Origin of the sequence: Halomonas sp. MMSF_3323 (assembly GCF_030733595.1) — a bacterium.
Classification (GTDB): domain Bacteria; phylum Pseudomonadota; class Gammaproteobacteria; order Pseudomonadales; family Halomonadaceae; genus Halomonas; species Halomonas litopenaei.
In genome coordinates this window covers 50,049-76,845 of the sequence record NZ_JASHIT010000018.1, presented here as the reverse complement: position 1 = coordinate 76,845, position 26,797 = coordinate 50,049, and the positions used below count along the sequence as shown (strand labels likewise).

General features: G+C 65.3%; 21 protein-coding genes. 11 read left to right on the top strand and 10 right to left on the bottom strand.

Annotated elements, in window-relative coordinates; translation table 11 throughout:
• The first annotated feature begins 140 nt into the window (after positions 1-140).
• Positions 141-3,623 carry a bifunctional diguanylate cyclase/phosphodiesterase gene (locus RBB39_RS11040; protein ID WP_306169092.1) on the top strand — a complete coding sequence of 1,161 codons (3,483 nt, stop codon included), beginning with the start codon at positions 141-143 and terminating at the stop codon, positions 3,621-3,623.
• A 213-nt stretch (positions 3,624-3,836) separates the two neighbouring features.
• Here the strand turns inward: RBB39_RS11040 and RBB39_RS11035 are convergent, their stop codons facing one another.
• The gene (locus tag RBB39_RS11035; protein WP_045990998.1) at positions 3,837-5,123 is read right to left on the bottom strand and encodes an aromatic ring-hydroxylating dioxygenase subunit alpha; all 1,287 of its coding nucleotides are present in this window, start codon (positions 5,121-5,123) and stop codon (positions 3,837-3,839) included.
• Between the two features lie 360 nt (positions 5,124-5,483).
• Here RBB39_RS11035 and RBB39_RS11030 point away from each other — a divergent pair, with 360 nt between their 5' ends.
• The 8 genes from RBB39_RS11030 (at position 5,484) to purU (ending at position 16,002) form a co-directional block, all read left to right on the top strand.
• The gene (locus RBB39_RS11030) at positions 5,484-6,590 is read left to right on the top strand and encodes a hybrid-cluster NAD(P)-dependent oxidoreductase (RefSeq protein ID WP_045990999.1); all 1,107 of its coding nucleotides are present in this window, start codon (positions 5,484-5,486) and stop codon (positions 6,588-6,590) included.
• A 154-nt stretch (positions 6,591-6,744) separates the two neighbouring features.
• Positions 6,745-7,953: a GlxA family transcriptional regulator gene (locus RBB39_RS11025; RefSeq protein ID WP_083970171.1), complete on the top strand. Its 1,209-nt coding sequence runs from the start codon at positions 6,745-6,747 to the stop codon at positions 7,951-7,953.
• Positions 7,954-8,388: 435 nt separating this feature from the next.
• Positions 8,389-9,696 carry a serine hydroxymethyltransferase gene (gene glyA / locus RBB39_RS11020; RefSeq protein ID WP_157032934.1) on the top strand — a complete coding sequence of 436 codons (1,308 nt, stop codon included), beginning with the start codon at positions 8,389-8,391 and terminating at the stop codon, positions 9,694-9,696.
• Positions 9,697-9,790: 94 nt separating this feature from the next.
• Complete coding sequence (locus RBB39_RS11015; RefSeq protein WP_045991001.1) at positions 9,791-11,041, top strand: sarcosine oxidase subunit beta family protein; 1,251 nt, start codon at positions 9,791-9,793, stop codon at positions 11,039-11,041.
• A gap of 15 nt (positions 11,042-11,056) precedes the next feature.
• The gene (locus tag RBB39_RS11010; RefSeq protein WP_045991002.1) at positions 11,057-11,422 is read left to right on the top strand and encodes a sarcosine oxidase subunit delta; all 366 of its coding nucleotides are present in this window, start codon (positions 11,057-11,059) and stop codon (positions 11,420-11,422) included.
• Positions 11,419-14,460 (top strand): sarcosine oxidase subunit alpha family protein, encoded by a 3,042-nt coding sequence (locus RBB39_RS11005; RefSeq protein WP_045991003.1) that lies wholly within the window; start codon positions 11,419-11,421, stop codon positions 14,458-14,460. Before RBB39_RS11010 ends, RBB39_RS11005 begins: the two co-directional genes overlap by 4 nt.
• On the top strand, positions 14,453-15,121 hold the full coding sequence (locus RBB39_RS11000) for a sarcosine oxidase subunit gamma (RefSeq protein ID WP_045991004.1): 669 nt from the start codon (positions 14,453-14,455) through the stop codon (positions 15,119-15,121). The genes RBB39_RS11005 and RBB39_RS11000 overlap by 8 nt, the downstream gene beginning before the upstream one ends.
• On the top strand, positions 15,118-16,002 hold the full coding sequence (purU, locus tag RBB39_RS10995; protein WP_045991005.1) for a formyltetrahydrofolate deformylase: 885 nt from the start codon (positions 15,118-15,120) through the stop codon (positions 16,000-16,002). The genes RBB39_RS11000 and purU overlap by 4 nt, the downstream gene beginning before the upstream one ends.
• A 2-nt stretch (positions 16,003-16,004) precedes the next feature.
• Here purU and RBB39_RS10990 read toward each other — a convergent pair whose 3' ends face one another.
• Positions 16,005-16,697, bottom strand: a complete 693-nt coding sequence (locus RBB39_RS10990) for a DUF3047 domain-containing protein (RefSeq protein WP_045991006.1) — start codon at positions 16,695-16,697, stop codon at positions 16,005-16,007.
• Positions 16,698-16,983: 286 nt separating this feature from the next.
• Between RBB39_RS10990 and RBB39_RS10985 the strand changes: the two genes are divergently transcribed.
• Positions 16,984-17,478, top strand: coding sequence for a DUF302 domain-containing protein (locus RBB39_RS10985; RefSeq protein ID WP_052704195.1), 495 nt, complete (start codon positions 16,984-16,986; stop codon positions 17,476-17,478).
• Between the two features lie 256 nt (positions 17,479-17,734).
• On the opposite strand, the gene RBB39_RS10980 is transcribed toward RBB39_RS10985, so the two are convergent.
• The 8 genes from RBB39_RS10980 to RBB39_RS10945 all read right to left on the bottom strand — a co-directional run bounded on the left by RBB39_RS10980 (position 17,735) and on the right by RBB39_RS10945 (position 24,943).
• Positions 17,735-18,025: a zf-HC2 domain-containing protein gene (locus RBB39_RS10980; RefSeq protein WP_045991007.1), complete on the bottom strand. Its 291-nt coding sequence runs from the start codon at positions 18,023-18,025 to the stop codon at positions 17,735-17,737.
• Positions 18,022-18,603 (bottom strand): sigma-70 family RNA polymerase sigma factor, encoded by a 582-nt coding sequence (locus RBB39_RS10975; RefSeq protein ID WP_045991008.1) that lies wholly within the window; start codon positions 18,601-18,603, stop codon positions 18,022-18,024. The genes RBB39_RS10980 and RBB39_RS10975 overlap by 4 nt, the downstream gene beginning before the upstream one ends.
• Complete coding sequence (locus RBB39_RS10970; protein WP_083970173.1) at positions 18,600-19,337, bottom strand: TIGR04282 family arsenosugar biosynthesis glycosyltransferase; 738 nt, start codon at positions 19,335-19,337, stop codon at positions 18,600-18,602. Before RBB39_RS10970 ends, RBB39_RS10975 begins: the two co-directional genes overlap by 4 nt.
• On the bottom strand, positions 19,327-20,040 hold the full coding sequence (locus RBB39_RS10965; protein ID WP_204248905.1) for a TIGR04283 family arsenosugar biosynthesis glycosyltransferase: 714 nt from the start codon (positions 20,038-20,040) through the stop codon (positions 19,327-19,329). The genes RBB39_RS10970 and RBB39_RS10965 overlap by 11 nt, the downstream gene beginning before the upstream one ends.
• The gene (locus tag RBB39_RS10960; RefSeq protein ID WP_108131365.1) at positions 20,027-20,770 is read right to left on the bottom strand and encodes an ATP-binding cassette domain-containing protein; all 744 of its coding nucleotides are present in this window, start codon (positions 20,768-20,770) and stop codon (positions 20,027-20,029) included. The genes RBB39_RS10965 and RBB39_RS10960 overlap by 14 nt, the downstream gene beginning before the upstream one ends.
• A 27-nt stretch (positions 20,771-20,797) precedes the next feature.
• On the bottom strand, positions 20,798-22,507 hold the full coding sequence (locus tag RBB39_RS10955; RefSeq protein ID WP_306169091.1) for an ABC transporter permease: 1,710 nt from the start codon (positions 22,505-22,507) through the stop codon (positions 20,798-20,800).
• A complete protein-coding gene (locus tag RBB39_RS10950; RefSeq protein ID WP_306169090.1) occupies positions 22,494-23,771 on the bottom strand; it encodes an ABC transporter substrate-binding protein in 1,278 nt (425 codons plus the stop codon). The genes RBB39_RS10955 and RBB39_RS10950 overlap by 14 nt, the downstream gene beginning before the upstream one ends.
• A gap of 71 nt (positions 23,772-23,842) precedes the next feature.
• Positions 23,843-24,943, bottom strand: a complete 1,101-nt coding sequence (locus RBB39_RS10945) for an aminoglycoside phosphotransferase family protein (protein ID WP_306169089.1) — start codon at positions 24,941-24,943, stop codon at positions 23,843-23,845.
• Positions 24,944-25,235: 292 nt separating this feature from the next.
• On the opposite strand from RBB39_RS10945, the gene RBB39_RS10940 reads away from it, so the two are divergent.
• Positions 25,236-26,738 (top strand): SulP family inorganic anion transporter, encoded by a 1,503-nt coding sequence (locus RBB39_RS10940; RefSeq protein WP_306169088.1) that lies wholly within the window; start codon positions 25,236-25,238, stop codon positions 26,736-26,738.
• The last annotated feature ends 59 nt before the right edge of the window (positions 26,739-26,797 follow it).

The following is a 26,797-nucleotide window of genomic DNA, read 5'->3' as shown; positions in this document are numbered from 1 at the left end:
GTCGTAGCGACATTTTGTGCAGGATAATTAGCAGGGAGACAAATCTGTGCAGCTTTCCCCTGAGGCGGGCTGATCTAAGGCGTTCGCCCAGGAGGCTTGCGCCGCCCATCTGGACGCTCCTTCACCACTGAGGCCGGCCGATGAGTGACTGGAAGTCCGAGGAAGAGCGGAGTCTGGGCTTTCCGCCACTGCTGCTGGTGGTGCTGACCTTCGGGGCCCTGATGGCCCTGCATACCCTGTTCGCCTCCTCCTCGTCCTCATTGTTCCTGTTCGATCTTCTGACTTTCAGCCGTTGGGGCGCGGTGGCGTCGTTGCTGGCGACGCTCGGTATTCTGGCGCTGGTTATCGGCTGTGATCGTGTCAGGCGGCTGGCCTCGTTGGCGCTGCTGGGGTACAGCCTGGGACAAGGGCTATGGCTGCTTGATCAAGTCAATCGTCAGGTGAGCCTCGAGGCGCTGCCGGCAATGTCGTTGCTGCTGATGCTGCTGTTCGCCTTCTGTCTGTGGCACGGTCGAGGCGTCGGGCGCAGGCGCTACGCGGCCCTGGGAATCGTGTGCATGGTGGCTGGTGCGCTGGGATTTTCGATCCTTTGGACGACGGAGGATGCCCCTCGTTGGCGCCTTATACTGTTCGAGTCCCGGCCGCTTGGCACCGTCATGGTGTTTACCTATGGCGTCATCTTCTGGCTGTTCGCCCGCCAGCGCAGCTTGAACTTGCTACGGCTGGCGCCCAGGGTGATCAAGGTCGGGCTTATCGGCACCAGTCTCAGCATGCTGGTGGGCTTTGGGGGCTACCACCTCTATTCGCTCGATCTGAAACAGGATCTGAGCACGCAGCTGGATACCTTGAGTGAGCGCATCGCCAATTGGGAAGAACGCTACCGCCTGGGCTGGAGCGAATGGAGCCTTCCACTGACCCAGGCAGGAGGGTCGCCGGAACCCACCGGTCCCGCAGCCCGGGGAGAGGTGCTTGCCTACGTCTGGTGGCAGGACAGGGGCGCATTGCGCTGGAACCCCGCTGACGGTGGTGGGGCGACGTCTCGACTCGAAGAAATGCTGGCGTTGCACGAGGTTCGAAGTTGGCTCGAACAGCGTCAGAACGAGGCCATGCGCTGGTGGATTCCGGGCAAAGGCGCGGCGCTGCTGGAGGTCAACAGCTTCGGTGCTGCGGGCCCCCGGCTGGTCGTACTGGTCGACACGACGCTGTGGCTTGAGCATATGAGTGAAGGACTGACGGCGAACCTGTCGCTGTTGGGGCTCCGCCCGGCAGAGGCGTTGGATCATGGTGCCCGCGAGGTCTGGGTCGAGCGCGGCAGGCTGGCCGGCGTAATGCGAGACGATATTGCCCTGGCTGGCGGCACGCTGCTGCGGGTTCAGGCATCGAAGCCGCTGTCGCTCAAGTGGGTGCTATTGCCGGCGCTGTTGCTGGCGTTGGGCCTTTTTGTCACCTATCAACTGATGACCTGGATTGCGCTGGCGCGATTGCGTAGAGAGCAGGCGATTTCGCTGGCGACGCGTGAACAGGAGTTTCATTCCCTGTTCGGACTACACCCCGTGCCGATGCTGCAGGTTCGACGTTCGGGCCTGATCGGTGCGCTCAACGACTCTGCCACGGAAGCTCTGGGTGACAGCGCAGGGGAGGCTATCGCTCGACCCTTCACCGAGGTAGCCAGTCGACTGCTGGGATGCGGTGATGCGCCCGATGAATTGATGAAGCACTTCGACAATGTCATGACCGGGCGACAGCGGTCCGTGGTGTTCGAGTGCTCGATCGCGGATTCTACCTTCAGGATACGCCTGCAGCAGGTCCGGGTGGGGGCGGCCTGTGTGGGCCTTTTCGCCAGTTTCGCCGACATCAGTCTGCGTCAGCAGGAGCAAGCCAGGCTGTCGATCATGGAGCACTGTCTCAGGGAGAGCAGCAATGGGGTCGTGATCTTCGACGCCCAGTCCAGGGGCTGCCCCGTGATGTATGCCAACGCTGCTCTGTGCCGCATGCTGGATGCTTCGGCATCCTCGGTGACCGGACTGCTGGCGAGTGAGCTTGCCAGGACCATGTGTCTGGACCCGGTGACCGAAGCCGAGATCTGTCACTGGATGAAGACCCAGCAGCCGGGCTCGGTCACTGCGCTGGCCAGCCAGGGAGGAGGAGGCGGTCGCTGGTACGACCTGACGCTCTCGCCGGTGCATGCGCTCCGCGAAGGGGTAAGTCACTACATCGGCATCGTCGATGACGTCAGTCAGCGCAAGGTTCAGGAAGAGATGCTGGCCCACCAGGCCACCCACGACGCCCTGACTGGTCTGCCCAATCGCACCCTGCTGGCCGACCGACTGGAGCACGACGTAGCCCTGGCGACACGTCATCGGCAGGGGCTGGCGGTGCTGTTCATCGATCTGGATGCGTTCAAGCCGATCAACGATAGCCTGGGGCATGAGGTCGGTGATCGCGTGCTGATACAGGTCGCCAAACGCCTGAGCCGAGGGCAGCGACGCTCGGATACCCTGGCGCGTCTGGGCGGGGACGAATTCGTGCTGGTGCTGGTGGATATCGGTGGCAAGGACAAGGCCATCGCGGTGGCCGAGCGCCTGCTGAACCAGTTGCGTGAACCCTGCCGCGTCGACGGCTTCCAGCTGCAGATATCCGCGAGTATCGGGATCGCCTTGCTGGACACCGGGACCACCCTGTCGCCACAACGGCTGATCCAGCAGGCCGATCTGGCCATGTACCAGGCCAAGCAACGCGGGCGAAACCAGTATCAGTTGTTCACACGCACCCTCGACGGTGTCCCCGGGCGTCATGTGACCCTGCGCAACGCGCTGCGTATTGCCATGGAACAGCAGCGTCTGCAGTTGTTCTATCAGCCCCAGGTGGATGGCGAGGGCAGGATCACCGGTCTGGAGGCATTGATACGCTGGTCCCATCCCGAATTCGGCTGGGTCTCACCGTCGGAGTTCATTCCACTGGCCGAAGAAACCGGCCAGATCATCGATCTGGGGCGCTGGGTGATGCGCAGGGCCTGCTACGACGCCAAGCGCCTGTGGCGAAGTGGACTCAAGCCGGGGCGGGTGGCGGTGAACCTGTCACCGCTGGAATTTCATCGCATGGATTTTCTATCGAGCGTGTGCCAGACGCTGGATCAGACCCACCTGCATGCCGAGTGTCTGGAGCTGGAAATCACCGAAGGCATGTTGCTGGATGACCAGGAACGCGTGGCTCGTACACTGGGGGCCCTGGCGGCCCGCGGGGTCACCACGGCGATCGATGACTTCGGAAAGGGATACTCGAGCTTCGATTACCTCAAGTCCCTGCCCATCGACAAGATCAAGATCGATCGTGGTTTTGTCGCCCAGTGCCTGGACAGTGAACGAGATATCGCGGTCTGTCGCAGCGTGATCACCCTGGCCCAGGAGTTGGGCCTCGAGGCGCTGGCAGAAGGGGTCGAGACACCGCATCAATGTGCCGCCCTGAAGGACCTGGGCTGCACCACCTTCCAGGGCTATCTGTTCTCTCGACCGGTGCCTTTCCGGGAGCTTGCCGGCCTGCTGCGTCGCCCCCATCTGGCGCCGCAGCAGGAGGTCCCGATGGATCGGCAGGACTTGATTGGGGCGGAAGCGCGCCGACGCTGAGCGACCGCGGAGTCCTGAAATCCGCCCTGGTGTCGTCTTGAAGACGACACCAGGGCTGGCTTCAGGGCAAGCGATGACGGCAGGCTGTTTCAGCAGGCTATGTCAACAGGCTATGTCAGCGGGCTATGTCAGCAGGTCGAGACACCAGGCCGTGACAGAGAGACACCCAGGGGACCGCAATGTCGACGAGCGCAGGCACTTTTCAGACAAGCCCTAGCCGCTGGCCAGGCTCAGCGCCGGGCTGCTGCCCAGGTTGGCTGCCAAGGTGGTGCGGTACCAGTCGATAAAGTCGATCACCCCGTATTCGTAGGTGGGGGAGTAGGGGCCGGGGCGATAGGCCAGGGAGTTGATGCCTCGCTGGTTCTCTTCGGCAAGCCTTCGGTCTTGGGCGTTGGTGGCGTCCCACACCCGGCTCAGGTTCTCGACGTCGTAGTCGACACCCTCCACCGCATCCTTGTGGACCAGCCATTTGGTGGTGACCTGGGTGCGCTGGGGACCCAGCGGCAGCACCCGGAACACCGCGGCGTGGTCGCCGACAAAGTGATTCCAGCTATTGGGTAGATGCAGGATGCGCAGGGAGCCCATGTCCTCGATGCCCTGATGGGTCAGCGGCCGGCGACAGGCGGCCCTGCCGTCCATGGTCATGGACACGGTGCCCTCGACCAGCGGGGTGCGGGTCAGACGATTGCGCTTGCCTCCCGCCCAGCTCATCTTCCAGGGGATGCCGAGGCCGTCCCATTCCTGCTGCTTGCGCGCCACCAGGCTCCGGTATTCCGGCGTGGCACGGGGGTCCTCGGTGTCGTCAAACTCGTAGAGCGACTTGATCAGCTCCGGGTGAGAGCCGTTGCAGTGGTAGCACTCGCGGTTGTTCTCGAGCACCAGCTTCCAGTTGGCCTGCTCCTCGATGGTGGTGGTCACGGCCACCTTGAGGTTGGTCATGTCGTAGAAGCTCAGGTAGCTGTCGAAGATGGCCTTGAGGTCGCTCACGTCCGGCGGATTCTCGGCGAGGCTGACGAACAGGTAGCCGCCGGCCTCGGTCAGCGCGACCGGGGCGAGTCCGTAGTCCTCGAGTCGAAAGTCCTCGCCCATCTCGGTGCCGGCGAATAACAGACGTCCGTCCAGCTCGTAGGTCCACTGATGGTAGGGGCACACCAGCTTGGCCAGCTTGCCCTTCTCGGTGGAGCACAGGCGAGATCCGCGATGGCGGCAGGTGTTGTGGAAGGCGTGAATGGCGTCGCCATCGCCGCGCACGATGACCACCGGATTATGGCCGATGTCGAGGGTGATGAAGTTGCCCTTGGCGGGAATCTCGCAGCTCATTCCGGCGAAGATCCACTCGCGCTCGAAGATGGTCTGCATGTCGAGCTGGAACAGTCGTTCATCGTTGTAGAACGGCTGCGGCAACGAGAAGCCGTAGGGGTGGTGTGACATCGTCTCCAGGGCGAAACGACGGGCATCCCCCAGGGGATCCTCCAGATTGAGATGGGCGATGGGCTCCATGGTGCACTCCTCGTGATGCGATAGATGCGGTGTCGATGGGCGCGGTGGCCCATGGCAAGGGGCGCCGCTATGGATCAGGGGAAAGCATTAGCGGCGCTATCAGCTGGCGTGCGTCGCGGTTGTCATGCTGCGCAGTCTGGGGCAAGGGGGATGACCCTGGGTATCTGGCGGCGACACCAGATGATGCCGTTGCGACCTCTTTGTCGCTGCAGCGAGCGTGGCCGGAGGATTCGAGTATGCTGATGTCGCGATCAGACAAGTGGCGCGCGAGGCGCGAGGGGCAGAATGCGCTCAATGACCAGGCCTCGAACGAGGTTCGGGGCCTGGGTGACCCGCCGACTGTCTGCGAGCGAAACCGCCATGGTGACGAATTTTCTCAATCCGGTGACCACCCAGACGTGGGCCAATGGCCGCCACGTAGTGCGCTGCGTCAAGGTCATCCAGGAGACCTGGGACGTCCGAACCTTCTGCTTCATGGCCGAGCAGCCGGTGATGTTCTTCTTCAAGCCGGGGCAGTTCGTCACTCTGGAGCTCGAGATCGACGGTGAGTGCGTCTTCCGCTCCTATACCATCGCCAGTTCACCTTCCATCCCCTACAGCTTCTCGATCACCGTCAAGCGGGTGCCGGGGGGGCGCGTCTCCAACTGGCTGCATGACCAGATGGACGTGGGCCACGAACTGGCGGTGCACGGTCCGGTGGGGGACTTCAACTGCATCGACTACACCGCCGACAAGGTGCTGATGCTCTCCGGCGGTGTCGGCATCACGCCGCTGATGTCGATGACCCGCTGGTTCTTCGATACCAATGCGGCGGTGGACCTGGCCTTTATCCACTGCGCCAGGACTCCCAGGGACATCATCTTTCACCGTGAGCTGGAGCATATCTTCTCGCGCATTCCGGAATTCAAGCTGCATATCGTGTGTGAGCGGGATAGTGAGTTGAACCAGGCCTGGGCGGGTTTCCGCGGCTTCCTGTCGGAGCCCATGCTGGAGCTGATGGCGCCTGATTTTCTGGATCGAGAGGTCTTCTGCTGCGGGCCCACGCCCTTCATGTCGGCGGTCAGGCGTCTGTTGACCCAGCGTGGCTTCGACATGAGTCGCTACCACGAGGAATCCTTCGGTGCCACGCCGGTCGACGTCCAGGAAGACGTCCACGAGCTGGCGGAGCAGGCCGAGGCGGAGGCCGAGGAGCTCGTGGCGGCCGACATGCACTGTGTCGAATTCGCCTCGGCGGGCAAGAGCGTACGCATCCAGCCGGGCGAGACCGTGCACGCCGCGGCCTCAAAGCTCGGACTGCATATTCCCAAGGCCTGCGGCATGGGCATTTGCGGCACCTGCCGGGTGCCACTGGTCGCCGGCGAGGTGGACATGGAACACAACGGTGGCATCACCGACGAGGACGTGGCCGAGGGCTTCATCCTGTCTTGCTGCAGTCGACCCAGGGGTAACGTCACGGTGGACTGGTAGCGGCGGTGGCTCCCGGCGGAGGCGGGGCGCAAGCACCCAACGCGGCAGAGGTGTAACCGTCCGGTGCAGGTGACTCCGTATGGCGTTGATAAATAGGAGGGCCGTGAGAAATTCGGTTAGGCTGGAGTCTGATTTTTGCTGGTATTTGGACGCTATGCCATCCTCGCCCCTGCACCCGCTCCATCCATCACGGCCATCGCCGGCACCATCGTCAGCACAGCAAGGGCACGCCGATGTCTCTGGCGGCGAGCCGCTCACGCCGGCGCTGTCGGTGGGCTTCGTGTTGCTGTCGCGCTTTACCCTGCTGCCCTTTGCTGCCTTCGTCGACTGCCTGCGGCTGGCGTCCGACGAGGGCGATCGCAGTCGTCAGCTACGTTGCCGCTGGCGCTTTCTGTCAGAGGATGGCGCCGAGGTTGCGTCAAGCTGTGGTGCGGTGATCTCGCCCTGCGAGCCGATAGGGGGGCGTCATGGGCAGCCTTTCTGTGATCCCCGCCAGTTCGACTACCTGGTGGTGATCGGCGGGGTGCTGGGGGAAGGCGAGGAAGCTGATAGCCCTGAGCGAGCGAGCCATGAACGACGGGCTCTCGAGCGAAATCGCCCCGAGCGAGATGGCGGCACCCTCGACTATCTGCGCCATGCGGCAGCGCTGGGTGTGCCGTTGGTGGGGGTGTGCACCGGGGTCTACTCGCTGATCCAGGCCGGTGTGATGGAGGGGCGGCGCTGCTGCGTCAGCTGGTACCACCACCTGGATCTGACCCGGCGTTTTCCCGCTGTCAGCGCGGTGGCCGACCGCCTCTATGTCGACGATGGCGACCGCTTGACCTGTGCCGGTGGTGCTGCGGCGGCGGACCTGGCGGCCTATCTGGTGGAGCGCCACCTGGGACGCGCCTGGGCACGCAAGAGCCTGCACATCATGCTGCTGGACGGCCACCGAAGCGGCGACCACTCCCAGCCCCAGCCGGTGGTCTTCGATCGCATCGAGGATCGCATCGTGCGTCGTGCCGTGGCGATTCTCGAGCAGCATCTGGGCGAGCCGCTGTCGGTGGATGAGCTGGCGACGCGCGCCGGCGCCTCGCGTCGGGGGCTCGAGCGCAAGTTTCGCCAGGCCTTCGGTGTCGGCCCGCAGAAGTTCGCCCGTGACCTGCGCCTGCGCTACGGTCTGTGGCTTCTGTACTTCACCGACCATAGCGTCACCGAGATCGGCGAGCGCTGCGGTTTCGCCGACACCGCCCACTTTTCCCGCCACTTCCGCAGCGCCTTCGGACAGTCGCCCTCACGTCTGCGTCGCGATCCCGTCGGTCGCGAGGAGGCCGGCGTCGATCCCTTCTTCCTGCATGTCGGTGCACGTCTGGGGCATCGCTGAGCGCCTCCCGCTGGCGCAATTGCCCCTGATAGTGCTCCTGATAATGCCGCTGATAGTTCCCCTGATCGTGCCGCCGGCAACGTCATCCAAGCGCTCGTCCACGGCGCTCGGCTCATGCCTGCGTCCAACAAAGCTGTCGCATTTGTTCAAGTTCTGAAGGAGCCGCTCGGCTTCAATGACCTTATCCCGACGGGCATCTGCGCTCGTCTGGGCCGGTCTCTGTCTGTCTGGGCCCGTCTGGGCCCGTCTGGGCCGGTCCGGGCAGCGTCGATGTCCCTGACGGCGACGCCGATGTCGTTTCCAGAATGTCGGCGCCGGGATAGCGGCTTACCTTGGAGGCGGGGGACTGCCCGTCTTCGTCAGCCATCACAACGACAACATCGATCAGGCGAAAGCGGCCGCGAAGAGGCGCCTCGCCATTACCGGAGATACCCCATGCCAAGCGCTCATCTGTCCAGCTCGTCACTGTCCCGGTTCGATCCGCAGATCGCCGAGGCCATCGCCGAGGAGGTCGTTCGTCAGCAGGATCATGTGGAGCTGATCGCCTCCGAGAACTACGCAAGTCCCGCGGTGATGGAGGCCCAGGGCACCCAGCTGACCAACAAGTACGCCGAGGGCTATCCCGGCAAGCGCTACTATGGCGGATGCGAGCACGTCGACGTGGTAGAGCGTCTGGCCATCGAGCGGGCCTGCGCGCTGTTCAGCGCCGACTACGCCAACGTGCAGCCCCACAGCGGCGCCCAGGCCAATGCCGCCGCCTTCATGGCGCTGGTGTCCCCCGGTGATACCGTGCTCGGCATGAGTCTGGCTCACGGCGGCCACCTGACCCATGGCGCGGCACCGAACTTCTCCGGCAAGCACTACCACGCGGTGCAGTATGGTCTGGACGAGGCCACCGGCCAGATCGACTACGCCGAGGTCGAGCGACTGGCCAACGAGCATCGCCCCAAGTTGATCGTCGCCGGCTTCTCGGCCTACTCCCAGGTGGTCGACTGGCGCCGCTTTCGCGCCATCGCCGACAGCGTCGGCGCCTGGCTGCTGGTGGACATGGCCCACGTCGCCGGTCTGGTGGCGGCCGGGCTCTATCCAAGCCCGCTGCCCCACGCCCACGTGGTCACCACCACCACCCACAAGACCCTGCGCGGGCCGCGCGGTGGCCTGATCCTGTCCGCCAGCGGTGACGAGGCGCTGTACAAGAAGCTCAACGGCGCGGTCTTCCCCGGCCAGCAGGGCGGCCCCTTGATGCATGTCATCGCGGCCAAGGCGGTGGCCTTCCGCGAGGCCATGAACCAGGAATTCGTGCGCTACCAGGAGCGGGTCATCGTCAATGCCAAGGCCATGGCCGGGACCTTTCTCGAGCGCGGCTACGACGTGGTCTCCGGCGGCACCGAAGACCATCTGTTTCTGGTCTCGCTGATTCGCCAGGGGATCACCGGCAAGGACGCCGACGCGGCCCTGGGTCGCTCGCACATCACCGTCAACAAGAACGCGGTACCGGGAGACCCGCAGAGCCCCTTCGTCACCTCGGGCCTGCGCATCGGGACCCCGGCGGTGACCACCCGCGGCTTCGATGCCGAAGAGTGCGAGCGGCTTGCCGGCTGGATCTGCGATGTGCTGGACGTGCTGGCCCGTGGCGAGGACACCGCCGCCATCGAGGCCGACGTACGCCAGCGGGTCGGCGAGCTATGCGCGCGCCACCCGGTCTATCCGGCCCCTCGGCAAGCCGCTGCCGTGCCGGCCTGATCGGCATGATGCCCCCCCGGCGGTCGTGACGCACGGTGCGACCGCCCAGGCACTTTTCAGACACGCTCTAGCCCAGAGTTTTGAGGGACACCCTATGCAACGCTACTCCGGATTCGCGCTGGCCCGCCACGCCCTGAGTCACCACGAGAACTGGCAGCGCCAGTGGCGCAACCCGACCCCCAAGGCCGCCTACGACGTGATCATCGTCGGTGGTGGCGGCCATGGCCTGGCCACCGCCTACTACCTGGCCAAGGAATTTGGCGTGCGCAATGTCGCGGTGATCGAGAAGGGCTGGCTGGGCGGCGGCAACACCGCCCGCAACACCACCATCGTGCGCTCCAACTATCTGTGGGATGAGGCCGCCGCGCTCTATGAGCACTCGATGAAGCTGTGGGAAGGGCTGTCCCGGGATCTCAACTACAACGTGATGTTCTCCCAGCGCGGCGTGCTCAATCTTGGCCATACCCTGCAGGACATGCGCGACATCCAGCGCAGGGTCAACGCCAACCGGCTCAACGGCATCGACGGCGAGGTGCTCGACGCCAGGGGCGTGCAGGAGATCGTGCCTATCCTCGACTGCTCGAAGAACGCGCGCTACCCGGTGATGGGGGCCTCCTGGCAGCCCCGTGCCGGGGTCGCCCGCCACGACGCCGTGGCCTGGGGCTACGCCCGTGGTGCCGATGCCCTCGGCGTCGACATCCTGCAGCAGACCGAGGTGACCGGATTCAAGATCCGCGACGGCCGCATCCTTGGGGTGCACACCAATCGCGGCGATATCGAGGCTCGCACCGTGGGCTGCGTGACCGCCGGCAACTCCGGGGTGATGGCATCGCTTGCGGGGCTGCGCCTGCCGCTGGAGAGCCACCCGCTGCAGGCGCTGGTGTCAGAGCCGCTCAAGCCGGTGCTCGATACCGTGGTGATGTCCAACCACGTGCACGGCTATATCAGCCAGTCCGACAAGGGTGACCTTGTCATCGGCGCGGGCATCGACGGCTACAACGGCTACGGCCAGCGTGGCAGCTACGCCACCGTCGAGCACACCCTGCAGGCCATCGTCGAGATGTTCCCGATCTTCTCGCGGGTGCGCATGAACCGGCAGTGGGGCGGCATCGTCGATACCTGCCCGGACGCCTGTCCGATCATGTCGAAGACCCGGATCGAGGGGCTCTACTTCAACTGCGGCTGGGGCACCGGTGGCTTCAAGGCGACCCCTGGTTCCGGGCATGTGTTCGCGGCGAGCCTGGCCAAGGGCGAGATGCATCCGCTGGCCGCCCCCTTCTCGATCGACCGCTTCCACAGCGGCGCACTGATCGACGAACACGGCGCCGCCGGTGTCGCCCACTGATTTCAGGAGGTTTCCATGTTCCATATCCATTGTCCCTACTGCGACGAGTGGCGCGAGGAAGAAGAGTTTCATCCCAGGGGGCAGGCGCACATCGCACGCCCGGAGGATCCGTCCGGCTGTTCCGACGAGCAGTGGGGCGACTACCTGTTCTTCCGCGATAACCCCCGCGGCATCCACCACGAGCTGTGGGTCCACGCGGTGGGCTGTCGCAAGTTCTTCAACGTGACGCGCCACACCCAGAGCTACGAAATCCTCGAGACCTATCGCATCGGTGAGCGACCGCGCTTTACCCGGGACAACCCCGACGGGGTGGTGGCGTCAGCGCCTGAGTCCCTTGACGACAGCGATATCGCCACCGCCGCCCAGGAGGTTCGCGCATGAGCCAGCCCAATCGCCTCGACACCGGGGGACTGATCGACCGCAGCAGGCCCCTGCGCTTTACCTTCAATGGCAAGGAGTACACCGGCTTTCACGGGGACACCCTGGCCTCGGCGCTGCTGGCCAACGGGGTGGACGTGGTCAATCGCAGCTTCAAGTACTCGCGTCCCCGCGGCGTCGTCGCCGCCGGTGCCGAGGAGCCCAATGCGGTGGTCCAGCTCGGCCAGACCGAAGCCGAGCAGGTGCCCAATGTGCGCGCCACCCAGCAGGCCCTGTTCGAGGGGCTGACGGCGCGCTCCACCAACGGCTGGCCCAACGTCCAGCGCGACCTGATGGGGACCATCGGCAAGCTTGGCGGCAAGCTGATGCCCCCCGGCTTCTACTACAAGACCTTCATGGCGCCGGCCTCGCTGTGGATGACCTACGAGCGCTATATCCGCAAGAGCGCGGGGCTGGGGCGCAGCCCGCTGGAGCGCGACCCGGATATCTACGACCACATCAATCGCCACTGCGAGGTGCTGGTGATCGGCGCCGGGCCTGCGGGACTGGCTGCCGCCCTGGCCGCCTCGCGCAGCGGCGCCCGGGTGATCCTGTGCGACGAGCAGGAACGCTTTGGCGGATCGCTGCTGGACGGGCAGGAATTGCTGGACGATCGTCCGGCGTTGCAGTGGGTCGAGGAGGTGCTCGAGGAGCTTGCCTCCAACTCCGAGGTGACGCTGCTGCCGCGTACCACCGCCAACGGCTACCACGACCACAACTTCGTCACCCTGCACGAGCGGCGCAGCGAGCACCTGGCCCACTGCGCGCCTCGAGTGGAGGGACGGCGTCAGTCGCGCTCGCGCCTGCATCGGGTGCGCGCCGCGCGCGTCGTGCTGGCCACTGGGGCCCATGAGCGTCCGCTGGTCTACGCCGGCAATGACGTGCCGGGCAATCTGCTGTGCTCGGCGGTGTCCACCTACATCCGCCGTTATGGGGTGGTGCCGGGCAAGCGGCTGGTGGTCTCCACCAGCAACGACGACGGCTACCGTGCCGCGCTCGACTGGCTGGATGCCGGCCGCGAGGTGGTGGCGGTGGCCGACGCCCGTCCCGCCCCCGACGGTGAACTGGTCGAGGTCGCCCGGGCGCGCGGTATCCGCATTCTGCCGGGTGCCGCCGTGGTCGAGGCCAGGGGCGAGCAGCGGGTCACCTCAGCGCGGGTCGCCGCCATCGATATCGACGCCTTTCGCGTTACCGGCGCCAGCGAGACGCTCGACTGCGACACGCTGGCCAGTTCCGGTGGATTCAGTCCGGTGATTCACCTGGCCTCTCACACCGGAACGCGGCCGAGTTGGCGCGACGACCTGATCGCCTTCGTGCCCAACCTGCCCAGGGGCATGTTGGCGGCCGGTGCAGCCGGCGGCACCTTTTGCCTGGCCGAGGTGCTGGCGGAAGGTCGCGACGCCGGCCTCGAGGCAGCGAGCCAGGCTGGCTTCGAGGGTGCCGAGCTTATACTGCCGGCGGTAGCCTCGCGGCGCGACGGTGCGGCGGTGGCGCTGTTCCAGGTGCCCCACGAAAAGCCGACCCTGCGGGCGCCCAAGCAGTTCGTCGACCTGCAGAATGACGTCACCGCCGCCGGGATCGAGCTTGCCACCCGGGAAGGCTTCGAGTCCATCGAGCACGTCAAGCGCTACACCGCCATGGGCTTCGGTACCGATCAGGGCAAGCTTGGCAACATCAATGGCATGGCCATCGCCGCGCGCTGCCTGGGGCGCTCGATTCCCGAGGTCGGCACCACCGTGTTCCGGCCCAACTATACCCCGGTCACCTTCGGTGCCATCGTCGGTCGCCATTGCGGTGCGCTGTTCGATCCCGAGCGCTACAGCGCGCTGCACCAGTGGCACGTCGAGCAGGGCGCCGAGTTCGAGGACGTGGGCCAGTGGAAGCGGCCCTGGTATTTCCCCAGGACCGTCAACGGCAAGCGCGAGACCCTGCACGAGGCGGTGATGCGTGAGTGCCGCGCGGTGCGCGAAGGCGTCGGCATCCTCGACGCTTCGACTCTGGGCAAGATCGATATCCAGGGGCCGGACGCCCGCGAGTTTCTCGGCCGCATCTACACCAACAAGTGGGCCAAGCTGGGCGTGGGCAAGGTGCGCTACGGCTTGATGTGCAAGGACGACGGCATGGTCATGGATGACGGCACCACCAGTTGTCTGGCCGAGGATCACTTCCTGATGACCACCACCACCGGTGGCGCCGCGGGAGTGCTCGAGTGGCTGGAGCTGTGGCACCAGACCGAGTGGCCGGAGCTCGACGTGAGCTTTACCTCGGTCACCGACCACTGGGCCACCATGACCGTCACCGGCCCCAGGGCGCGGGAGCTGATGAGCGAGCTTACCGAGGGCATCGATCTGGATCGCGAGGCGTTTCGCTTCATGGACTGGCGCGAGGGCAAGGTGGCTGGGGTGCCGGCACGGGTGTTCCGGATCTCCTTCACCGGCGAGCTGGCCTACGAGATCAACGTCCAGGCCCACGCCGCCATGCACGTGTGGAAGGCGCTGTTCGCCCACGGCGAGAAGTACGACCTGACACCCTACGGTACCGAGACCATGCACGTGCTGCGTGCCGAGAAGGGCTTCATCATCGCAGGTCAGGACACCGACGGTTCGGTGACCCCGGAGGATCTGGGCATGCAGTGGGCGGTAGGCTACGACAAGCCGTTCTCCTGGGTGGGCCAGCGGGCGCTGACCCGCAGCGACACCGCGCGCCAGGATCGCAAGCAGCTGGTGGGGCTGAAACCCAGGGATCCGTCGGTGGTGCTGGAGGAGGGCGCCCAGATCGTGCTCGACCCTGACCATCCGATTCCCATGCCGATGGTCGGCCACGTGACCTCGAGCTACTACAGCCCGACGCTGGAAACCGGCTTCGCCCTGGCGGTGGTCAAGGGTGGCCACCAGCGGATGGGCGAGACCGTCTATCTACCCTGTGTCGACGGCAAGGTCCACGAGGCCGAGATCGTTTCCACCATCTTCCTTGACCCCAAGGGGGAGCGCCAGAATGTCTGAAGCTATAGAACGTGCCCGTACCTTTGATGCCTTCCCGGACGAACGTATTGCCCTGGAGTCGCCGCTGGCCTGGTCGTTTCAGCATGTCGGCTGCCCAGCGCCCGGCACTGACTCGCGGGTGGTGATGCGCGAACGCCTGCACGACCATCTGATCCTGCGCGGTGGCGCCATCGTGCTCGACGAGGCGGTGCGCGCGGTGCTGGGGCTGTCGTTGCCGGCGCGTCCGCTGGAACTCAGTCAGGGAGAGAGGGCTTCGCTTCAGTGGCTAAGTCCCGACGAGTGGCTTGCCGTGCTGCCCCAGGGTGACGCCTTCCGCGTGGAGACGGCGCTGCGCAGCGCCCTGGGTGACGCCAGCGTGGCCTTCTCCGACGTCAGCGCCGGTCAGACGGTGATCGAGCTGACCGGTGAGGACCAGGCCATGCGCGAGCTGTTGATGAAGTCGGTGGTCTACGACGTCCACCCGCGCCACTTTGCGGTGGGCAAGGGGGTGACCACGGTGCTGGCCAAGACCAGTGTCATCCTGCGTCGCCCCGACGAGCGACGCTGGGAGCTGGTGGTGCGGCGCAGTTTCGCCGACTACGTTTATCGTTGGTTGCTCGATGCCGGTGAGGAGTTCGCCATCGGCGTCGAGCGTGACGTCACCGCCGGGGAGACGACATGACGATCAGCGTGAGCGCCGTGCGCACGACCCACTGGATCCTGACCGCCCAGTGCCCCAGTCGTCTTGGCACCGTGGACGTGGTCACCCGCTTTCTGCGCGAGCAGGGCTGCTACATCACCGAGCAGCAGTCCTTTGACGACAGCAGCTCCTGTCGTTTCTTCATCCGCACCGAGTTTCGCCCTCCCGAGGAGGGCGAGCTCGATGCAGGCGCCTTCGAGGCGGCCTTTGCCGAGCGGGCAGCGCCGTTCTCCATGGCATTCGAGCTGACCTCACCAGAGCGCCTCACACCGGTGGTGATCATGGTTTCCAAGGCGGATCACTGCCTCAATGACCTGCTCTATCGCTATCGTACCGGCCAGCTTCCCGTTGCCATCAAGGCGGTGGTGTCCAACCACCCCGATCTGGCGCCGCTGGCCGAGTGGCACGGGCTGCCTTATCACCATCTGCCGATCAGCGCCGAGACCAAGGCCGAGCAGGAGGCCCAGGTATGGCGGATCGTCGAGGACAGTGGCGCAGAGCTGGTGATCCTGGCGCGCTACATGCAGGTGCTGTCGAGCGAGATGAGCGAACGCCTGGCCGGTCGAGCGATCAATATCCATCACTCGCTGCTGCCTGGCTTCAAGGGCGCCAAGCCCTACCACCAGGCCTTCGAGAAGGGCGTCAAGCTGGTCGGGGCGACCGCCCACTACATCAACGATGACCTGGACGAAGGCCCGATCATTACCCAGGGGGTGGAGCCGGTCACCCACGCCGATACCGCCGAGGACCTGGTGGCCCGGGGGCGTGACATCGAGTGCATCACCCTGGCCCGGGCGGTCACCCTGCACCTGCAGCGTCGGGTGTTTCTCAACGGCTCGCGCACGGTGGTGTTCCAGCGCTGATGTCAGGGACAGACAGGCGGCGACGACGAGGCGCTGAACTCCATCTTGCTGAACCAGGCGGTGGCGTCGCCTCCGGCGTTGTCGCCATCGCTCATCAGCGCCAGGCCATCGACGCCGTCGGGGCTCGCGCCGAACAGTCGACGGTAGTCGGCGGCCACGTCGCGCACCTCGCCGACCCACTGCCCAGCCTTGGCACCTCCGCTTTGCAGCGCCAGCAGGACGGCGCGATCGGTAAAGGCGTTGGGCCAGCTGGTGCCTGCCGGCTGATTCGATGACCACACATAGTTGACCGACTCCACCTGCCAGGGTAGAAGGCCGGTGCGTCTGGCCACGTAGACCCGGGCGGGATAGTCGTCGCCGCTCTCCGTGCGTTCGTCGACCCCGGAATAGACCCCGGATACCTGCCAGCACCAGCGCAGGTAGGGGGTCTCGCCGAGGTCGATGTCGCGCTCCAGATAGCGGGCCGAAGCCAGCCCCCGGGAGCGCGCTTCGAGCACGCTGACGCCATCGCGCTCGACCAGCCGGTAGGCCGTTTCGCCGGCGAAGGACTTGGTTGGCCAGTCGAGCATGGCGCGCGGGCTGAAGGTCTGGGCCTGGGCGCAGGAGGCCATCAGGACCGCAGCCGAGACAAGGGCGCAGGTCAGGGTACGCGGCGGTGGGGCAGCGAGGTGGCGAAGGGGAAGAATCCGGGCCATGCAGGCTCCTGTCGTCGGCAATCGGGGAAGCGGCTGAAACGACGTGAACGATATGAACGATATGAACCATCAGGTCCAAATCGTGTGGGCGGCCATCGCCTGTGCGCACATCGTGTAGCTGCATTGCGCGCACTATGCCCAGTCGCGTCGGCTATGGGTACTGGGTCGTCGCCCCGGCGTTGAACCTTACACAGCGTCAACCCGGATTGTGAGAGATTTCCCCTTGTGGTGGTCGGGGACCGGCGACCATGCTGTAGGCACATTGACCTGGAAAGGAAGCTCCATCATGAAGCAGTGCTATCGCAAGATGTTCACCCTGTGCCTGGGCAGCGTGCTGGCGGGATCGATGGCGACCATGGCTTGGGCGCAGGGCGAGGTCGAGGTGAGCGACAGCGGTATCGCCAGTCTGACGTCGACCGATAGCCTGGAGGCGGTGGAATCCCGCTTCAAGGAGGGGCTGGAAAAACGGGGGATGGGACTGATGGCAAGCGTGGACCACCAGGCCAACGCCGCCGGGGTGGAGCTGGAATTGCCAGCGACACGCACCTACATCTTCGGCAAGCCCGAGGTGGGCACTCGACTGATGCAGTGCGAGGGCAGTGTCGCGCTGGACCTTCCCCAGAAGATGCTGGTTCGCCAGCAGGATGATCACCTGGTGATCGAGTGGAACGACCCTCATTACCTGGTGGAGCGCCACGGCCTGCAAGACTGCGAGCTGCCCGTGGACAAGATCGCCGAGGCCCTGACCGGGCTGGCGCGGGAGGCAGCGGGCCAGCAATGATGGCCTGGCCTTGCCCAGGCATCTCCCGAGCCTTGCTCACCGGGTCCGGCTCGGGACCTCTTTACCGGGGATCTGGCACGCAATCGCTTGAGGCTGACTCAGGTGGGGGGTAACTGGCGCCCCGTCGGCGGGCTGCCTTGGTGGCCCGCCAGGGGGAGGCAGAATGGTGGGTCGACCAGCGAGATGCTGCCCTCGAGGTAGTTCAGTCGAGGTAGGTCAGTCGAGGTCCTTGCGCCCAGTCCGTCAGCCGAGACCTTCAGTTCTGACGACGGGTCTCCGCCTCGGCCATCGCTTCCTTTACCTTCAGCAGGTCCTGATCACTGGCGACGTTGTCGGTAGTCGCGCCAGGGGACGTACCGTCCTGGGGTTTATCAATTGTGCCGTTATAGGCATTGCCGACCCGGTGCAGCATGCCGAACTGCTTTTCGCAGTTGCGACAGGCCGAGCACAACATCAAGTGAAACCGCAGCGAAATACGCTCCCTGGCCGTCAGGGGTGCATCCAACTGCTTTGACATCAGCCGCGTAGCGGCCTTGCACATCATCATGCCGCGTCCTCCTTCCATCCCTTTTCAATGCAAGCGCGAAGCTTGAGGCGAGCCCGATGCAGGATCACCCAAGCGTTGTTTTCCTTGATGCCCACTTCCTTACAAATATCGTCGGTGGAAAGGCCCATCAATTCGCGCAGGGAGAAAACGCGAGCCACGTTTTCTGGAAGACTCAGCATACAAGCGTCGAATACTTTCCAGAAATTTTCGTTCTCGAACGCTTGCTCCGGGGTGCTCCATGCCTGGGGCTTGGCGTCGGCGGCCCAGTGTCCGTCCTGTTGAAACATGCGGTCGATGGCGTCGTCGCTGTGCTCTTCATCGAAGGGCTCCCAGCGACCATGACGCTTCTGCTGGCGCATCTGGTCGAGCAGCTTGTACTTGAGGATGCCGAATACCCAGGTTTCGTAGCCGGAGCGCCCCGAAAAGCTGTCGTTCTTCTCGATGGCGGCGATCATGGCTTCCTGCACGGCGTCCTCGGCGGCGGCATGATCGCGCAGGTGCATGCGGGCGAAGGACACCAGGCGGGGGCGCACGGCGGCGAGTTTCTTGTGGCGGTCGGTGAGCGTTTCTTGGGTCACGGCAGAATCTCCAGGGCGAGGGCTTCCATGTCGGCGAGGCGAGCCAGGTCCTGGGGCGTATCCAGGTCCCATACGGTCGTTGGACACTCCAGCGTCCACAAAAGCTCCGCAAGACGTGTGCGCGTCTGGGACATGACGCTGGACGTGCCCCAGTCGATTCCTCGGAAGAGACGGGGATCGGGGCGACGAACTCCAACCAGAGCATAGCCGCCGTCCTCGGCCGGAAGAAAGACGCTATCTGCGTCTTTAAGCCGTTTCTGACAAGTTTTTAGTAATGTCTTATCCAATATCGGGCAATCTGTGCCGATTAGAAGGCTCGGGCCACCTGCCGAGCACAGCGCCGCGTGCATGCGCACCCCCAGGTCGCCTTCAGGCTGTGGTCTCAGCGTCACGCCGAACCGCTGGCGGATATCGACAAAGCACGGATGGTCGTGCTCAAGCGCCGTCCAAAGCGTGATGTTGCGCGCGGACGTCGTCTCCAGCGCCGTCTTCAGGGTGTACTCGATCAGTCTGTGCTGGAGACGAGCGGCGCCTTCGGCGCCGAGGGCGGGGATCATCCGCGTCTTGGCCTGGCCGGGGATCGGCGCCTTGGCCAGGATGGCCAGCTTCAGGCCATCCTCGTGGTGAACAGGGTGCTGATCGCCGAGCTGCTGGCCGCACGCCTGGCTATGCGACTGGCTATTCGCCAGATCCGGGCTGGCTGCCAGCCCGTCGCTATCGTGGTCAGCGCACATGGCGATACTCCTCGGCCAGGCGAACGGGATCGGCCCCTCGCCAATAGCGAAAGCGCAGTCGCCACATCAGCAATATCGTCGTCAGCACGCCGCCCTGCTCCCAGCGGCGACCGTCGGTGAGCACCTTGAAGCCAAGGCAGGCGGGCGGCGACAGCCGCTTGAGGCGCTTGGACATTTCGATGTCTTCCATCAACGGCTGGTCGGGGAAGCCACCGACGGCGTCGAAGGCGCTGCGACGCATGAACATCGCCTGATCGCCGGTGGCGATGCCGGTCAGGCGTGAGCGCAGGTTCATGCAGGCGGCGATCAATGATAGCCAGCGCGACCGGCCCAGGATGCGCACGTCGAAGCGCCCCCAATGGCGTTTCTCCAGCGCCTTCAGTATCGCCGGCATGGCCGCCGGGGGCAGTCGAGTGTCGGCGTGCAGAAACAGCAAGGACGGCGCGCTCGCCGCAGCGGCGCCCTGGTTCATCTGGCGCGCCCTTCCGCGGGGGCCGTCGATGACCCGATCGGCCAGGGGACGGGCAAGCGCCTGGGTATCGTCTTCGCTTCCGCCATCGACGACGATCACCTCGACGCCCTGCTGGCGCCACTCGGATAGCCGCTCAAGACCCGCGACGATGGTCGCTGCCTCATCGAGGACGGGAATGACCACACACAGACGTGGTGCGACGGTCGGGGAGCCTGGTTCAGCGAGAGGCACGGCGGGCACCCTGCCAGGCGGCCCCGGCGGGGGCTTCGGTGGCGGCCGCCAGTTCGACGATCGGGCCCGCAGCTGCCTCGGCGTCTGCCCTGTCGTGGGTGACCAGCAGCGCCGGAAGACGATGGTCGCGGATGCGCTGGAAGACCAGGTCACGCATCTCCTGGCGGAGCGCGGCGTCGAGCTTGGAGAAGGGCTCATCCAGCAGCATCGCTTGGGGACGCGACAGCAGGGTGCGCATCAGCGCGACGCGAGCGCGCTGGCCGCCGGATAGCGTTGCCGGATCGCGCTCACCGAATCCGGCAAGACCGATATCCGCCAGGGCCTCTTCGATGGCCTCGCGGCGCTCGCGTCGGCTGGCAGACGACGGCATGCCGAAGGCCAGGTTGCCGGCGACGCTGAGGTGGGGAAACAGCAGCGCATCCTGGAACAGCAGACCGAGTCGGCGGGCCGAGGCAGGCAGGTCGGTGACTCGCCTGTCGCCGAGGCGCACCTCGCCCTGTGCGTCAAAGGCGGGGGCGAGAAAGCCCGCGGCGTAGGCCAGCAGGGTGGACTTGCCGACACCGGAAGGCCCCATGACGCTGACCACCTCGCCGGGGGCGACCTGAGCATTCAGTGATACCAGTGGGGCACCGTCCAGCGAGATCACGACCCGATCGAAGACCAGTGCGCCCGTCGGGTTCGCCGGAGACGTAGGGGGAAGGTGGCATCGTGTGTCTGGTGTCTGTGACATGGTGGGCTCGGATGGCGTTGAGACGGTTCAGGTCAGCAGGGCGCGTCGGTGGCGATGCAGTACGCGCGGCAAGCCGATGGCGAGGGCGAAACCGAGTGCCGGCAAGAGTAGCTGGGCCAGGGCATAGACCGCCGTCAGGCGACGATCCCCTCCGGAGGCAAGCGATACCGCCTCGGTGGTCAGGGTGGTCAGGCGTCCGGCCCCCAGCAGCAACGTCGGCAGATACTGGCCGACGCTGACGGCGACCCCCACGGCGGCGGCGGTGGCGATGGGGGCCAGCAGCAGCGGCAGGCGAACGCGTACAAAGGCGGCGGCCGGGCCATGGCCGAGACCTGCGGCGACCTGGGCCCAGCGGGGGTCAAGCCGCCGGTAGCTCTCGGCCAGTGACAGAAAGACGTAGGGCAGCACGAACAGGCAGTGTCCCAGGACCACTACCATTAAGCCCGGTGCCACCGACAGCTGCGCCTGAAGCTGCACCAGACCGTAGAGAAAGGCGACCGGTGGCACCAGCAGCGGCAGGTAGAGCACCAGGGTGGCGCTCGTTCCCATGCTACGGTGATTGAGCGCTTCACTCTCGAGACAGCCGATCACCAGGATGGTTGCGAGAGCGGTGGCGGCCAGTGCCAGCCACAGGCTATCGAGGGCGGCCGGCAGCAGGCCTGGCAGCGCACGATCCCAGTTGGCCAGGGTCAGGGGCGTGGGCCAGGCCGAGGGAAAGGGCCAGAAGGCCGCCAGCGACCACAGCGTCAGTCCCAGCAGACTGGCACCCAGCAGGGTAACGCTGAGCCAGGTCAGACCGCCGCCCAGCAGGCTGCCGAGGCGTTGACCGCTGTTGCGTCGGCCGTCGGTCAGGCGTGGCGTGGCGCACCAGCGTACGGCCTGTTCCAGGCACCACCAGCAGGCCAGTGCCAGCAGCGTGATGCCGAGCTGGCTCAGCGCTGCGGCGGAGGCCATGAAGCGCATCGACAGGTCGGGATCGCCAAGCCAGCGGACCACGCTGACCGCCAGGGTCGGTGGGGTGGACGGGCCCAGGATCATGGCCACATCGACATTCGACGAGGCAAAGGCGATGACCGCGTAGACCGGTAGCCGAATCAGCGGGTACAGGCTCGGCAGTACCGCCTTGAGAAAGGCGGTCACCGGCGAATAACCCAGCGACAGTGCCAGGTGCCGACGATCGTCGGCCTGGCACTGAGGCAGTGCCGATAGACTCATCAGCAGCAGAAAGGGGACTTCCTTGACCACCAGTCCGGCGATCAGCGCAAGGCCAAAGGGATCACCGGGAAACAGGTAGTCAGGAGGCGTGGCGTGACCGCTCAAGGCCGGGGAGACCAGGCGCATGGCCAGGCCCGAGGGCGCCAGCAGAAAGGCCAGACCGATGGCGGCGGCGGCGTGGGGCACCGCCAGCAGCGGCGACAGCAGGCGCTTGAGCCAGACAAAGGCGGCGCTGTCGGCGAAGGCACCGAGAAACAGCACCACGATGGTCAGGGCCAGGGCGGTGCTGATCAGGCCAGTGGTGAAGCTGAGCACCAGCATCTCGAAAAGCCCTGGGGTGTTCGCCAGGCTCACCCAGGGCGCCAGGCTCAGCTGCTCTCCACCGAGCACCGGCAGCCAGCCGAAGGCCGGCGCCGCAGCGCCTGCCAGGCCGGCCACTACCGGGGCCACCAGCAGCAGTACCGTCAGCGCCGGCGCCAGCCCCACCAGGCGGGAGAAGGTCGAGGTATCAGCGGCTGCCATAGCGCTCGAGCCAGGCCGCCTCTACCGCTTCCATCCAGCTCGGGTGCGGCTCGGGCAGGGTCTGTTGCAGGGCCTGTGGCGCCAGTCGCGCTGGCTGGTCATCCATGGGCGTCAGTGCCTGACGCTCGGCCTCATTCAGGCGCGCGAGATCGAGCACGCTGGGGTCACCCCAGACGTCCAGGCGCTGCTTGCGCGCCTGGGCCTCGGGCGAGAGCAGGAAGTTGGCGGTGACCATGGCGCCGGCCTGGTGGCTGGCGTTGAACGGGATGGTGACAAAGTGAACGTTGCCGATGGTCCCGCCGTCGAGCACATAGCTGCGAATCGAGGGAGGCAGTTGGTAGTTGTTGACCGCAGCGGCAGGCTCGGCGGGGTTGAAGGTAAAGGCCAGCGACAGTTCGCCGTCACCCATCAGGCTTCTGAGCGCAGGCCCTGAAGCGGGGAAGTCCCGCCCCTGGCGCCACAGATGGGGGTGCAGGGCGTCGAGATAGTCCCACAGCGGTGCCATGGCCGCTTCGGCGTCGGCTTCGCCGACGGGGCGGGCAAGCACCGCCGGGTCGTCGATCAGTGCGATAAGCGCCTGCTTGAGAAAGGTGGAACCGTGGAAGTCCGGGACCAGTGGATAGGTGAAGCGCCCAGGATGCTGCTCGGTCCAGTCGAGCAGCTCGGCCATGCTGGTCGGCGGCGCCTCGACACGCTCGCTGTCGTAGTAGAAGGTCAGCTGGGCCTTGCCCCAAGGTGACTCGAAACCCTCGGTGGGGACGGTGAAGTCGGTGGTCATCTCGGGATTGGCGTCCGGCGAGGTCAGCGCGAAGTTGGGCAGGCGCTGGGCAAAGGGCCCGAGCAGCAGATCATTGGCCTTCATCGCGGCGAAGTTCTCGCCGTTGATCCAGATCAGGTCGATGGCGCCCTCGTCGACGTTGCCGGCGGACTTCTCGGCCAGGACGCGGGAGACCGCAGCGGCGGTGTCGTCGAGCTTGACGTGGACCAGGTCGATGTCGTGGCGCTGTTCGAGCTCGCCGGCGACCCAGTCGAGATAGCCATTGACGTTGGGGTCACCGCCCCAGGCGTTGAAGTAGACCGTCTGCCCCCTGGCCTGCTGCTCGATCTCCTGCCACGGCTGGTTCAGCGGCGTGGATGTATCCTGGGCCCAGGCGGGCGAGCCGAGCCCCAGGGCAGCCAGGGCGGTGAGGACGAAGGCGCCACCGGGAAGCCAGGTCAAGCGGAGGTCGGCAAACGGGCGTCTACAGGAAAAAGGCGTGGTCATGGTCGCGTCCTTGTGACGATGGATAGGCAGGGTTGGATAGAGCCGGGCAGGCTTGGACAGCGCCGGGAGCGTCATCCGGCACGGGCGAGTTCCTCGAGTTCGTCGGCGACACGCCTGATGATGGGGGCCGAGAGGTAGTGATCGACGCGGTCGGCCACATGGGCGATCAAGGCATGGTCACTTAGCTGTGCCGACCAGTCTTCACCACTGTGCTGCCTGTCGACCTGGCGGCGCTGCTGGGCACGCCATTTGGCACACCAGGTCAGCGACCATAGCCACATGGCGCGACGACAGGTGATCAGCGTCGACCAGTCGCTGTGATGGCCGTCTTCGGCCATCAGTTCCTGCCAGCGCCGATACAGCGCCACCAGATCCTCGACGAACAGCACCGCGCGGCTGTTGAGGTCCCAGGTGGTGGAGGTGTAAAGGCTCAGGTGGGCCAGGTCGAAGCCGGGTAGCGAATAGCGGCACTTTTCCAGATCCACCAGTACGGCGCGTCCGTGAGGCGTGATCAGAAAGTTGCCGGGGTGAGCATCGAAGCTGATCAGGCGAATCTCGTCGTCGGCGATGCGAAGTCGCTCGGGGAGCTGTGCCAGTGCCTGTTCGATCAGGGCCGTGCTGGTGCGAAACAGCCCGGCCCTGGGGAGAAAGCGGGCCTGGGTGGCGATCTCGTCGAGCATCTCTCGCCAGGGGTCCACCGGTGAAGACAGGGGGGCGCGGTGATCGGGCAGCGGCAGCCGGTGCAGGCTGGCCAGGGCCGAGGTCAGGGCCGGCAGGTCCGAGGGCAGGCTGGCGGGACGGCCATCGATGGCCTCCACCACCAGCGCGCCTCTGGGCAGCAGGTCGTCGCAGGGCAGCCAGTCATTGAGCCTGGGTGTATGACCACTGGCCTGGGCGCGGTCAAAGCAGGCGACCTGATAGGCCAGGTTGGACGATGCATCCAGCCCCATCTGGCTCTGCTTGGGCAACCGCGCCAGCCAGCCGCCCTTGTCACTGCCGCCGGCCAGGCGCACATGCCAGTGGGCCAGGCCGGTATCGGCCAGCGGTTCCAGTCGATGCCCGGACAGAGGCCACCCATGGCGCGCGAGACTATGCTCAAGCGCTATAAGCGGCGGGCCCGGCGATGGGCTCTCCGTTCGCGATGACGGTGGCGTCGAGGCACATCGCTCCATGTCGCGTTCCTTGGACGTAGTCAGCTGAGTCGGCAGGGGGCAACGATCCTTACACATTTTTTTCAGAAGATGCCACCGTGCGGGCTTGGCCGGATCGAGACTGGTCGGAGACAGGCTGGGTAGCAGCGTCGCCTTGCTCGGGTGGTTCTGGTAAACTGCGCCCCTTCCCGTGTCTCCACTACATCATGACAGCGCCAGGCTAACGCCTCCCGGTGCGCTGCTGTCGTGGAGAAACGGTCGGCCCTGGGCCGCTTGTCGCGATATCTCACAACCACTCCCCCTGGACCGCCTCATGATGCGATCGATCAAGCAAGACTGGTTTTCCAATATTAGGGGCGACGTGCTGTCCGGCATCGTCGTGGCCCTGGCGTTGATTCCGGAGGCCATCGCCTTCTCCATCATCGCAGGTGTCGATCCCAAGATTGGCCTCTACGCCTCCTTCTCCATGGCGGTGATCATCGCCTTCGCCGGTGGCCGGCCTGGGATGATCTCTGCCGCCACCGGCGCCATGGCACTGTTGATGGTGACCCTGGTCAAGGAGCACGGACTTCAATATCTGCTGGCCGCGACCCTGCTGACCGGGGTACTGCAGATCATCGCCGGCTATCTGCGCCTGGCCGATCTGATGCGTTTCGTCTCGCGCTCGGTGGTGACCGGTTTCGTCAACGCCCTGGCGATCCTGATCTTCATGGCCCAGCTGCCTGAGCTGACCAATGTCAGCTGGCACGTCTACGCGATGACCGCGGCGGGTCTTGGCATCATCTATCTGTTCCCCTATGTGCCCAGGATCGGCAAGTTGCTGCCGTCCCCGCTGGTGTGCATCCTGGTGCTGACCGGCGTCTACCTGGCGACCGGCATGGATATCCGCACCGTCGGTGACATGGGCGAGCTGCCCGATACCCTGCCGATGTTCCTGTGGCCTGACGTGCCGCTGAATCTCGAGACCCTCGGCATCATCTTCCCCTATGCGGTCATGCTGACCGTGGTTGGTCTACTCGAATCGATGATGACCGCCACTATCGTCGACGATCTGACCGACACCTCCAGCGACAAGAACCGCGAGTGCAAGGGCCAGGGTCTGGCCAACATCGGTACCGGTCTGCTTGGCGGCATGGCGGGCTGCGCGATGATTGGTCAGTCGGTGATCAACATCAAGTCTGGCGGTCGTGGACGCCTGTCTACCCTGCTGGCGGGGGTCTTCCTGCTGCTGATGGTGGTGTTCCTGTCGGACTGGGTCTCGCGCATCCCCATGGCGGCGCTGGTGGCGGTGATGATCATGGTGTCCATCGGTACCTTCAGCTGGAGCTCGCTGCGTGACCTCAAGAAGCACCCGATGTCCACCAATGTGGTGATGATTGCCACCGTGGCGGTGGTGGTGTGGACCCACAACCTGGCGATCGGTGTGTTCGTCGGTGTGCTGATCGCCGCGCTCAACTTCGCCAACAAGGTCGGCAACTTCCTGTACATCGCCAGTGACGAACTGGGACAGCAAGAGGAGCTCGGCAAGGGACGGCGCTACCGCGTGGTTGGCCAGGTGTTCTTCGCCTCGTCTCAGCGTTTCTCCGCCGCCTTCGACTTCAAGGAAAGCGTCGAGAAGGTGGTCATCGACCTGTCACGTGCCCACTTCTGGGACATCACCGCGGTCCAGGCGCTGGACATGGTGGTGATCAAGTTCCGCCGTGAGGGCACCGACGTCGAGCTGATCGGGCTCAACGAGGCCAGCGCCACCATCGTCGATCGCTACGCCATCCACGATAACCCGGCGGCGGTGGAAAAGCTGATGGGTGGTCACTGAGGCAGGCGCCGAAGATGTGACGGGTGTGTGCCAGTTGGTGTAGAACTGGAGGTAACACC